Source organism: Nitrospira sp., assembly GCA_030692565.1.
Taxonomy (GTDB): Bacteria; Nitrospirota; Nitrospiria; order Nitrospirales; family Nitrospiraceae; genus Nitrospira_D.
In genome coordinates this window covers 19,502-28,346 of sequence record JAUYAO010000040.1, presented here as the reverse complement: position 1 = coordinate 28,346, position 8,845 = coordinate 19,502, and the positions used below count along the sequence as shown (strand labels likewise).

At 59.2% G+C, this 8,845-nt stretch carries 13 protein-coding genes; all 13 read left to right on the top strand.

The window, feature by feature from the left end:
- Positions 1–619: efflux RND transporter permease subunit (locus Q8N04_09825; GenBank protein ID MDP3090966.1), on the top strand; the 619-nt coding region annotated here is incomplete at its 5' end.
- Entirely contained in the window at positions 616–873 is a 258-nt protein-coding gene (locus tag Q8N04_09820) for a hypothetical protein (protein ID MDP3090965.1), read from the top strand. The genes Q8N04_09825 and Q8N04_09820, both read left to right, overlap by 4 nt.
- 339 nt (positions 874–1,212) lie before the next feature.
- Entirely contained in the window at positions 1,213–1,629 is a 417-nt protein-coding gene (locus tag Q8N04_09815) for a tetratricopeptide repeat protein (protein MDP3090964.1), read from the top strand.
- 127 nt (positions 1,630–1,756) lie between these two features.
- Positions 1,757–2,086, top strand: a complete 330-nt coding sequence (locus tag Q8N04_09810) for a hypothetical protein (protein MDP3090963.1) — start codon at positions 1,757–1,759, stop codon at positions 2,084–2,086.
- 973 nt (positions 2,087–3,059) lie between these two features.
- Complete coding sequence (locus Q8N04_09805; GenBank protein MDP3090962.1) at positions 3,060–3,404, top strand: hypothetical protein; 345 nt, start codon at positions 3,060–3,062, stop codon at positions 3,402–3,404.
- Between the two features lie 47 nt (positions 3,405–3,451).
- Positions 3,452–3,796 (top strand): hypothetical protein, encoded by a 345-nt coding sequence (locus Q8N04_09800; protein ID MDP3090961.1) that lies wholly within the window; start codon positions 3,452–3,454, stop codon positions 3,794–3,796.
- A gap of 28 nt (positions 3,797–3,824) precedes the next feature.
- Positions 3,825–4,316, top strand: coding sequence for a hypothetical protein (locus tag Q8N04_09795; protein ID MDP3090960.1), 492 nt, complete (start codon positions 3,825–3,827; stop codon positions 4,314–4,316).
- 229 nt (positions 4,317–4,545) lie between these two features.
- Complete coding sequence (locus Q8N04_09790; protein MDP3090959.1) at positions 4,546–4,758, top strand: DUF2934 domain-containing protein; 213 nt, start codon at positions 4,546–4,548, stop codon at positions 4,756–4,758.
- Between the two features lie 76 nt (positions 4,759–4,834).
- Entirely contained in the window at positions 4,835–6,688 is a 1,854-nt protein-coding gene (glgP, locus tag Q8N04_09785) for an alpha-glucan family phosphorylase (GenBank protein MDP3090958.1), read from the top strand.
- Positions 6,681–6,935, top strand: coding sequence for a DUF2933 domain-containing protein (locus Q8N04_09780; GenBank protein ID MDP3090957.1), 255 nt, complete (start codon positions 6,681–6,683; stop codon positions 6,933–6,935). The genes glgP and Q8N04_09780 overlap by 8 nt, the downstream gene beginning before the upstream one ends.
- Positions 6,928–7,602, top strand: coding sequence for an isoprenylcysteine carboxylmethyltransferase family protein (locus Q8N04_09775; GenBank protein MDP3090956.1), 675 nt, complete (start codon positions 6,928–6,930; stop codon positions 7,600–7,602). Before Q8N04_09780 ends, Q8N04_09775 begins: the two co-directional genes overlap by 8 nt.
- A 32-nt stretch (positions 7,603–7,634) precedes the next feature.
- A complete protein-coding gene (locus tag Q8N04_09770) occupies positions 7,635–8,174 on the top strand; it encodes a hypothetical protein (GenBank protein MDP3090955.1) in 540 nt (179 codons plus the stop codon).
- 10 nt (positions 8,175–8,184) lie between these two features.
- A complete protein-coding gene (locus Q8N04_09765; GenBank protein MDP3090954.1) occupies positions 8,185–8,361 on the top strand; it encodes a YHS domain-containing protein in 177 nt (58 codons plus the stop codon).
- Positions 8,362–8,845 lie beyond the last annotated feature (484 nt).

Genomic DNA, 8,845 nt, shown 5'->3' with positions numbered 1-8,845 from the left:
GATCATGTGGTCCGGCCAGTACGAATACATGCAGCGGGTGCGGGAGCGGCTCACGATCTTCATTCCCCTCACGCTCGCCATCATCTTCGTGCTGTACTACTTCACCTTCCGCTCAGTCGCCGAAACCTTGATGGTCATGCTCGGAGTCCCGCTGTCTATGGTGGGAGGGGTCTGGGCGCTCAGCCTGCTCGACTACAACATGAGTATCGCCGTGTGGGTCGGGCTGATCGCACTGGCCGGGGTCGGAGCCGAGACCAGCGCGATCATGCTGGCGTATTTAGATGGAGCCTGTGCTCGACGACAAAAGGCCGGCACGCTCCGCACCCTTTCTGATCTGTTCGAAACGGTCCAGCAAGGGGCGTTGGAACGCATCCGACCGGTGATCATGACCTCGCTCGCTAACATTGTCGGACTGATGCCGGTCATGTGGGCCACGGGGACCGGAGCCGACGTGATGAAGCGGATCGCGGCCCCCATGGTCGGCGGGATCTTCACCGCGATGCTCCTGACCCTGGTGGTGATTCCGGCGATCTATGTTATCTGGCGCTGGCAGACGGAGGGCAAGCGGGAAGGGACGAGAGACGTGGGGCACGAGGCAAGAGGAGGCGATCACGTATGAAGAGCACGCATATGAGTTGGAGATGGGCCATCGCAATTGGGCTATTGATGCTGAATCTCGTGATCGGGCTATGGCCGATGCTCGGGCCGTCATCCGCACAGGAGGCCAAGCGGTTCGTGTATAGGGTGGCTGATGTGCCGGGGGACACTCAGGCCTTGCAAACCGTATTAAATGAGTACGGCGGCGGGGGCTGGGAGCTTGTGGTCGTGGCGATAGGAGAGATGCAAGTGCCTCGGCTGATCTTTAAGAAGTAAGGACACGGATTGACGGGGACCCTGGTAATTCCAGGGCTGGATAGCGAGAGGCATTGCCGTGGAACGACTCCGCTCGATGGCGGTGATTGGCTTGGTGGATGTCATCGGCTTGTTCCCCCTGTGGGATGCCGGCACGGGTGCCGATGTCCGGAAGCGTGTCACCGCGCCTCAAGGGGCAGGGTCTTCTCCGCCATGATGCTGACGCTGTTTGTCATCCCCCAGCTTTGTTGATGTGGCGCTGGTGGAAGGAGCGACGAGAGCCACAGATGCGGCCATCCGCAGAAGCGAAGTAATAGGATGTGCGGGTGAGCCAGTAATCCATAGTGAATGGAGGGTTGGATGAAGCGTACAGACCTCATGATGATCCTGGTGCTAGTCGGCGTGTTCATAGGGAGCGGGTGTCAATCGACGCCGAAGCGGATGGCCTTGCCCGCACCCGCCGGCACGAATGCCGCGGCGGCGCGTCACCATGACGAAGGGATTCATGCCTATCACCAGAGTCAGTGGGAGAGTGCGAAGCAACATTTCGACGCGGCGATCGCCGCATCTCCGGAGTTCGCTGAAGCCCACTACAACTTAGGCATGACCTTATATCGACTGAAGGCGATGCAAGAGGGCGACGCGCATTTCATCAAGGCGGCGAATCTGGCGCCCGGGAACAAGGTGATTTGGGATTCTCCGCCTCTGAGGGGTGTGACGGTTCCGGACAAGGAAGTTCCTGGAATGTCGTCGGATGGACACATGCACAGCCACTAGGCCGGAAGGGTGGCTCTCTCCCGCAACCGCAGTGGAGGATTCCTGACAGGCGAGGGGTCGCGAGCATCGTGCCATCATTCTTCACATGGGCAGTGAACGAGTTCACTGCCAACACAGGAGGCCTGTCATGTCGAACGGGCGATGGGTTGCGAGGTTAGGTGCGGTCGGGTTGGTGTTGATGCTCCAAGGCTGTGCGGAAACTTCCATGCAACGGATGATCAATGCGAACGATCATAACGGTCTGGCCACCTACTACACCCAGCAGGCTCAGGAGCTCAGGGAGAAAGCGAAACGGTGGGAGACCACGGCGGAGTACTACGACAAACATTCGGAGCCGCATGGCAAGACGGAGCCCAAGCAGCATGCCGCGCATTGTCGCGCGATCGCTCAAAACAACCTGAGAGCGGCGGATGAAGCCGATGCGTTGGCCCAAGAGCACCGCGCGATGCGTCCGTAGGGGATAGTCCAAGAGGTACGCCAACAATGGGCCAACTCAACGAGTTGGTGGGGCCGTGGACCAGATCCAGCGCTGAAGGCAGGAGGGCCTGCTCCATCGGGGATGGGTCGTGGGGTCGGTGCCACGCAAGTCAGCACTGTTGGACAGGGAGTGGCCAGGTCATGATGAGACGCAGGAACCAAAGCAACAATCGGCGTGCACAAGCGCATAGTGGGCAGGACCCGATCCAGCAAATCCTGAATGCGAGGGCCGTCTTCCTATCTTTTGTGCGCAACCGAATTGGGGATGCTGGCGTGGCGCAGGACCTCTTTCAGCAGAGTGTGCTCCGAGCGATAGAACGCCGATCCTCGTTACGGCGTCGTGAGGATGCCGTGGCCTGGTTCTGCAGCATTCTCCGCCATACCCTGGTCGACTATCTGCGGAAGCGCGCAGTCGAAGCGAAGGGACAGAAAGCCTATCGCCGGGCCCTCATCCACGCAGGGCATGGCAAGGTGCCTCCGTTTGAGGAGGTCGGCGACAACCCATGCAGTTGTGTATACGTGCTGCTGCCCACCCTGCGGCCAAGTTATGCGGAACTCATCCGGCGCATTGATCTCGAGGGGGAGTCATCCAAAACAGTCGCGAAAGATTTGGCGATGACCCGCAATAACGTGAGGGTGCGTTTACATCGGGCACGCCAAGTCTTACGGGCACGCTTGGTGCGTTTTTGTGGTCCGTGCTGTGAGCGCAGTTGTCGGAACTGCAGGTGTGATGTGTCGGCCTTTCCGACGATGGAAAGCCGGGTGCGGCCTTCGCGCGGAGACTCCAAACTGTAATGCTAGAGGGTCCTCAACGTCTATCTATAAGAAGACGTGTGTCAGTGTCTTGGGTTGAGCAGTGGGAAGATACGGGAATCCAGTACAGGTGATGATACGAGACAACGGCAACTCATCGATGCAGTGACAAGGTTCACTGCCACGGCAGGAGGGGTGCCATGTTGAGAGCTAGATGGGTTTTCACGGTATTCGCGGTCGGGCTCGTGCTGGTGCTGCACGGCTGTGCAGAGACCTCAACGCAACGGATGATTAACGCGAACGATCATAACGGCCTGGCAAACTACTATGCCCAGCAGGCGCAGGAACTCAGGGAGAAAGCCAAACAGTGGGAGTTCACGGCCGAGTACTACGACAAGCATTCGGATCCCCACGGGAAAACTGAACCGAGGCAACATGCTGCTCACTGTCGGGCGATCGCTCAAAACAACCTGAAAGCGGCGGACGAAGCGGATGCGTTGGCCCAAGAACACCGCGCGATGCGTCCGCACGGCATGAGTCAGTAAGTGGTGTCGCAAAGCCGTTTCATGGGGTATGGCTCAAGGAGGACAGCATGCAGTGCCTGACGGGATGGCTGGGGATTGGTGTCGCGCTGGGACTCTCGGCCTGTGCCCATACGATGCCGGCAGATGCGACGGTGGTGGATCGGGTCCTGGGAGATCAAGCCTTGCGGGAGCAACTGGTGGCACGAGGCACGCAGGATGAGCACTTTGTGCACGAGGTGCTCCATCAACTCGGACAAGGACCTGACGGGGATCGAAAGCTCGCTCGCCTCCTGGCGGAACATCTCCACCACCATCCGACGCTCGAGCGAACGGTCTTTCAGGAACTGGCGGCGCACCGAGCGTTTCAGGATTGGATACTGGAGAGGTTGCGTGGGCAGCAGGAACCGCATTGAGTCAGGAACTTCTCATGGCGAAGAGGACGTGAGCGCGTCATCGTCCGAGCACTGGTCCGGCGATCTAGTCCGGCGGCTCACGATGCTGTTTGTCGTGGCGGTCCTGGTCAATTATCCCTGGGAGCGCCTGCAGTCGCAGCTCTACGTTCATTCCGGCGGAGCCAGTATTCCGTGGTGGCTCTGTCTGGTTGCGAGTCTGGCAGACGGCCTGTTCGTTGTGGTGATCTTTGGCGTTGGCTGGATGGCCCTAGGTCGCCGAACATGGTTCGAGCAGCCGGGAATCAAAGGCTACCTTGTGATGCTGGTTTCAGGTGTCGCGATCAGCGTCGGCGTCGAGTGGACCACCGTTCATGTGCTGCGCTGGTGGACGTATCGTGAACAGATGCCGCTCGTGCCCATCGTCAACATCGGCCTTGTCCCTATGACCCAGATGCTGGTGCTTCCGCCGCTGATCTTTCGGAGCGTCACCGTCGTCTCTCGGTATGTCAATGGCATGGGCGCCAAAGCCCATGGACAATGAGCACAGAGTGTCATGAAGGCCAATATCGCGAAGAGATTCAGCTTGGTGACCGTTTCGATCCTGTTCGCTCTGTAAAAGGCGGTGAGCCACGAGTTTAAATGGAACCATACGATCATTGACGTCAACGGTGGAGAGTCGGTAGCGAAGAGTGAACGATGATGGCAGGCCTATGCGCGGTGGAAAGAGGAAGTACCATTCGATTGCAGACCAATAGAAAAGGGGGATCGACATGAAGCAGCAACTTGTGAAGGGGAAGCACAACGAAAAGGGCGTCACCACACAGAAGGATCACCTCCAAGAGGGTGCCTTATCCGATGAGCTACGGGAGCGCATCGCGAAGCGGGCCTATGCGCTCTATCTCGAGCGAGGGTGCCGGGAGGGGTGCGCCGTGGAGGACTGGGTCGACGCGGAGCGAGAGATTCTTACGTTCCCCCGAGGGTAGGAGCGAATGTCCTCCTAGCCGACAGGTTCAACGTCGTCGCGACTCTGTAAGGGCGAAGAGAGAAGGAGCCTCACCGATGAACACTGTGAAAGATCCGGTCTGTGGCATGATGATTCCGGCTGGTGAAGGACTCTCCGTCGTCTCTCAGGGACAAGAGTTCCGGTTCTGCTCGGATCTCTGTCAGCGAACCTTCTTGGCCACTCCGGAACGCTACGCGACTGGATCGGCAGGAGCGGCACCGGGCGTCGCGGATGTGGCCAGGCGGATCGCGTATTTTTCGATGGAAGTGGCGGTGAACCAGGGCATCCCGACCTACAGTGGCGGCCTGGGCGTCCTGGCTGGTGACACGTTGCGATCCTGCGCCGATCTCAAGATCCCCATCGTGGCGGTCAGTCTGCTCTATAGGCGCGGCTATTTCGAGCAGCATTTGGACGAATGGGGCAATCAGCATGAACAGCCTGTGCAGTGGGATCCTGCGAGGCTCGCTCGGCTGCTTCCCACGACAGTCCGCGTATCGATTGAAGGCCGCCCCGTCATTCTACGGGCGTGGCAGTACAACATCACCGGCCTCACCGGGTATGTGGTGCCCGTGCTGCTCTTAGATGCCCATGTCGAGGAGAACGCGACCGGCGATCGGGAGCTGACCAATGACCTCTATGGTGGCGATGAACGGTATCGTCTGGCTCAGGAAATCGTCTTGGGGATCGGCGGCGTCAGAATGCTCCAAGCCTTGGGCTACACCCACATCGAACGGTTCCATATGAACGAAGGCCATGCGGCCTTGCTGGCTCTTGAACTGCTGCGCGAGCGCAAACAGAGCGAGCCGGTGTCATGGAATTTCGATAGCGTGAGGCAGGCCTGCATCTTCACCACCCATACCCCCGTGCCGGCCGGCCATGATCAGTTCTCGTATGAGCTGGTGAAGCAGATGCTTGGCGATACAGCGCCACAGGAAGTTCTACAAATGCTGGGCGGCAGAGACCGGCTGAACATGACGCTCCTGGCCTTGAATATGAGCAGCTACGTGAACGGCGTCGCCAAGCGTCACGGAGAAGTCTCGCAGGACATGTTCCCAGGGTATGCCATCGACTCCATTACCAACGGCGTGCATTCGGCCACCTGGACATCTCCCAGCTTCCAGCAGCTCTATGACCGGCATATCCCTGGCTGGCGAACTGATCCCTTCGCCCTCCGCCATGCCATCAGCATTCCGACCCAAGAGATCTGGGCCGCGCATGTCGACGCCAAGCAGCGCTTGCTCGGAGAAGTTCGGAAACGAACACCCGTGCCCTTTCGCGACGATGCGCTGACCATTGGATTCGCACGACGCGCCACCCAGTATAAACGGGCGGAGCTGGTCTTTTCGGAGCTGAGCCAGCTGCTCGACATGGTCCGCACAGTAGGCCCGATCCAATTCATGTTTGCGGGGAAGGCCCATCCCAAGGACGAGCCGGGGAAAGAAATCATTCGGCGGATCATCCGCATCGCCGAGCAGCTCAAGCGGGAGATTCCAATCGTCTACTTAGAGGAATACGACCTGGGCTTGGCCAAGCTTCTCACTGCAGGCGTCGATTTGTGGTTGAACACGCCCCTGCCGCCCCTGGAAGCCTCTGGAACTTCTGGGATGAAGGCCGCGCACAACGGAGTTCCGAGCTTGAGCGTCCTTGACGGATGGTGGATGGAAGGCCATATCGAGGGCATCACGGGGTGGTCCATCGGCCGCGGCCCTTCTGATGGCGCGTCACAGGAAGGGAGCGGTGCTCAGGATGTCCGCGAGCTGTACGACAAGCTGCGCGGGGTAATTGCGCCCTTGTTCTATCAGGACCGAGAGCGATGGAGTGAGATCATGCGGTCAACCATTGCCTTCAACGCGTCGTTTTTCAACACGCACCGTATGGTGCAACAGTATACGGCGAATGCCTATGTCTGATCCTCGATCGAGCCCGTCAACTCGTCCCTGGATCGTGCTCTGTGCCTTTCTGGCGATCACGGGGTTTTTTCTGCTGACTGAGCATCGGGCCCATTTGTTCGGCCTGCTGCCGTATCTGTTGTTGCTTGCGTGCCCACTGCTCCATCTCTTCTTGCATGGCAGGCATCGCCCGCATGAGGCCACGAGCCGACCGGAATCAGAGCCGGCTCACCAGCCTGACCGAGGGGGAGGCCACGGCGATGTCTAACGAATCGGCCTACGGCCTGTGGTCCTTGGTGATCATCAATTCCTTGGTCTTCATCATCTTCGCGTTCAGTTTCACCAGACCACGCACGGCGCGTGATTGGCGGTCACTGAGCGCCTTCGCCGCCTTTATTGTGGCGCTGTTCACCGAGATGTACGGGTTCCCGTTGACCGTGTATCTCCTGTCCGGGTGGTTGCTGCGTCGGCATCCGGGACTTGATGTCTTTTCTCACGAAGCCGGCCATCTGTGGCCGACGCTGCTAGGCATCAAGGCTCACTCCCATTTCGATCTGTTCCATCTCCTGAGCAGCGCCCTCATTGTTAGCGGCTTTGCCCTTCTGGCCTCGGCCTGGAGAGTGTTACATGAAGCCCAACGCACTCATGCACTAGCCATGACGGGTCCCTACGCGCACATCCGGCACCCGCAGTATGCGGGGTTTATCCTGATCATGCTCGGGTTCTTGGTCCAGTGGCCCACGCTCCCGACGCTGCTGATGTTTCCCGTGCTCGTGGGCATGTATGTCCGGTTGGCCCGGACCGAGGAGCGCACCATGCGGCAAGAGTTCGGGGAGGCATACGACCGCTATGCGGCGGTGACTCCCGGCTTCCTGCCAACCCGTCGCCGCCAGCCGCATGAGCCCGAGGACGGAGAAAAACCGGTCTCGCTTTGACTGAGGCTGATCGGTGAGAGGCTAGCAGGACCATGGTCATCTGGCATCTCACCCCTGACGCCCCGCGCTTTCCGTTTTTCGTGAGTGCGGGGCAGCACGTCAATCTTCAGTTCGGCACCTGGCCGATTGAGCACAGCCAGTGGATCTGGATCGACTATCGGGTCATGCACCAGAACGGCAGGGTGCATACTGGACAGGTGGAGGGCACCTGGAATTTCAACCGGGAGGCCAACAGCTACTGGTTTCTCAACGTCGGCCCGTTTGCGGACGGGGATCGCGTGGAGTATCAGTTACGGGGAAGCTCTCCGGACGGGTCCAGCGATGGGGAGCCCTTCTCGTTTGTCGTGAGCCCGAAGCTTCACCTTGCGATTCTTTGGCACCAGCACCAGCCGCTCTACAAGGATCTGCACGCCAAGCGACCACAGGGATCGTACCGGTTTCCCTGGGTGCGGCTGCATGCCATTCGCGACTACATCGGCAATGGGAAGAAGGGACCTAGAGGAAGCACAGTAGTCGTTCAGACCGCGCGACCCTGTGCCGGTCCGACGCACGCCGGCAATAACCGAAGATAAGGAGGGAGCCATGAAACACCAAAAAGAAATGGACCGTGTGTGCGGGATGTGGATCGAGAAGAGCACGGCGCCGGTCACCAGTCAGTATCACGGAGAGACCTATTACTTCTGCGCGAAGGAGTGCAAGGAGCAATTCGATCAGAATCCGGAGTACTACATGAAGGGATTTGAGGGCCGGAAGCCTTGAAGTCGGCGGTGCCGATTTTCTGATGTGGAGATTTGCGCCCATACTCTGCTCGCACGTGAGGCGTTCGTCCCCACTGCAAGGAGCGGCCACTCCACGTATCCTCAACAACTGTGTGCCGAGTGACGTTTTTCCGAGGAATGCCTTCCCGGCATGTTGTTTGCTCGACCGGTTCACATACACCACGGTATTCATCGTGTGCGTATACAGCCCGTGCCTCTGTGGATTTGGGAGTTCACAGTGAGAACATCTGACGCCGCTGACCCACCGATGGTTGCGCCCCAGAACCCACGCTGTCACCGGTGTGGGGGAAGGCACAGTGCGGACCTCTTGGAAAGCTGAGGCCCCCTGCAGTGCAGGTATGGTTCGTGTGGTGTGGCGAGGGGTTCACTGCGGGGAACGAGTGGATGAACGGATTATCGTGAACCGGGCGCCGGTTCACAGCAAAGGGAGACGTGTTGTGTCTGCTTGAAGTCTTGTGAGGACT

What these genes read in the sequence shown, in the direction of transcription:
- Q8N04_09820 (MDP3090965.1), top strand. Translation starts at nt 616, where the DNA reads ATGAAGAGCACGCATATGAGTTGGAGATGGGCCATCGCAATTGGGCTA.
- Q8N04_09815 (MDP3090964.1), top strand. Translation starts at nt 1,213, where the DNA reads ATGAAGCGTACAGACCTCATGATGATCCTGGTGCTAGTCGGCGTGTTC.
- Q8N04_09810 (MDP3090963.1), top strand. Translation starts at nt 1,757, where the DNA reads ATGTCGAACGGGCGATGGGTTGCGAGGTTAGGTGCGGTCGGGTTGGTG.
- Q8N04_09805 (MDP3090962.1), top strand. Translation starts at nt 3,060, where the DNA reads ATGTTGAGAGCTAGATGGGTTTTCACGGTATTCGCGGTCGGGCTCGTG.
- Q8N04_09800 (MDP3090961.1), top strand. Translation starts at nt 3,452, where the DNA reads ATGCAGTGCCTGACGGGATGGCTGGGGATTGGTGTCGCGCTGGGACTC.
- Q8N04_09790 (MDP3090959.1), top strand. Translation starts at nt 4,546, where the DNA reads ATGAAGCAGCAACTTGTGAAGGGGAAGCACAACGAAAAGGGCGTCACC.
- glgP (MDP3090958.1), top strand. Translation starts at nt 4,835, where the DNA reads ATGAACACTGTGAAAGATCCGGTCTGTGGCATGATGATTCCGGCTGGT.
- Q8N04_09780 (MDP3090957.1), top strand. Translation starts at nt 6,681, where the DNA reads ATGTCTGATCCTCGATCGAGCCCGTCAACTCGTCCCTGGATCGTGCTC.
- Q8N04_09775 (MDP3090956.1), top strand. Translation starts at nt 6,928, where the DNA reads ATGTCTAACGAATCGGCCTACGGCCTGTGGTCCTTGGTGATCATCAAT.
- Q8N04_09770 (MDP3090955.1), top strand. Translation starts at nt 7,635, where the DNA reads ATGGTCATCTGGCATCTCACCCCTGACGCCCCGCGCTTTCCGTTTTTC.
- Q8N04_09765 (MDP3090954.1), top strand. Translation starts at nt 8,185, where the DNA reads ATGAAACACCAAAAAGAAATGGACCGTGTGTGCGGGATGTGGATCGAG.